The sequence below is a fragment of the Psychromonas sp. Urea-02u-13 genome (assembly GCF_002835995.1).
In the GTDB taxonomy this organism is placed as follows: Bacteria; Pseudomonadota; Gammaproteobacteria; order Enterobacterales; family Psychromonadaceae; genus Psychromonas.
This window is the reverse complement of sequence record NZ_PJBZ01000227.1, coordinates 1-689: the sequence shown is the minus strand read 5'-3', so window position 1 is coordinate 689 and position 689 is coordinate 1. Positions and strand designations below refer to the sequence as shown.

The following is a 689-nucleotide window of genomic DNA, read 5'->3' as shown; positions in this document are numbered from 1 at the left end:
ACTACACTGTGATTGAAATAAATATGATGGAAGGTCGTAAAATTGAGACCAAAAAAGCATTAATAAAGTAACTATTTAAAAATATTGAAAATCACCTCAATATTTCACCTATCGATATTGAAATCACTATTAAAGAACAGCCTAAGCATTGCTGGGGATTTCGAGGTATCACCGGTGACGAAGTTAAAGATTTAAAATATACAGTAAACCTATAAGACCTTTAAGCGAAACTAAAATAGTGGGTTAAGTTTTGTGACTCAATATTATAATCCACTATTTAGCCTGCTTAATGCAGCGTTACACATTCAGGAGAGTTACGTAATATGGAAGTTACTTCTAAGAAAATATCGAAGCGTTCTTTTTTTATGCTTTTATTAAAAAGTATTGGAATTGGAATGTTCATCACAAGCTTCATTTTTGGAGTGTTTGCTTTATTTGGTTTTGAAACTGTATCCATGGGGGGGACTCCTGTTACCGGCTTTCCTGGATTTATACTTTCAATTATCATTGGTCTAATTATGAGCATTATTTTTACATGTATTATGTGTGTGTATGGATTGTTTGGCTTATGGGTTTACTCGTATTTTGGAGATATAAAAATAAACTTCAAAGAACTTGTAGAGTCTGCTGAAAAATAATGTTTAGAAAATTTTAAACTAAATTAAAACAGTGGATTGAGTTCCATTTTC

At 31.2% G+C, this 689-nt stretch carries 1 protein-coding gene; it reads left to right on the top strand.

Features of this window, described 5'->3' with window-relative positions:
• Positions 1-323 precede the first annotated feature (323 nt).
• Positions 324-638: a hypothetical protein gene (locus CXF74_RS21530; RefSeq protein ID WP_101084694.1), complete on the top strand. Its 315-nt coding sequence runs from the start codon at positions 324-326 to the stop codon at positions 636-638.
• Positions 639-689: the final 51 nt, after the last annotated feature.

What these genes read in the sequence shown, in the direction of transcription:
- CXF74_RS21530 (WP_101084694.1), top strand. Translation starts at nt 324, where the DNA reads ATGGAAGTTACTTCTAAGAAAATATCGAAGCGTTCTTTTTTTATGCTT.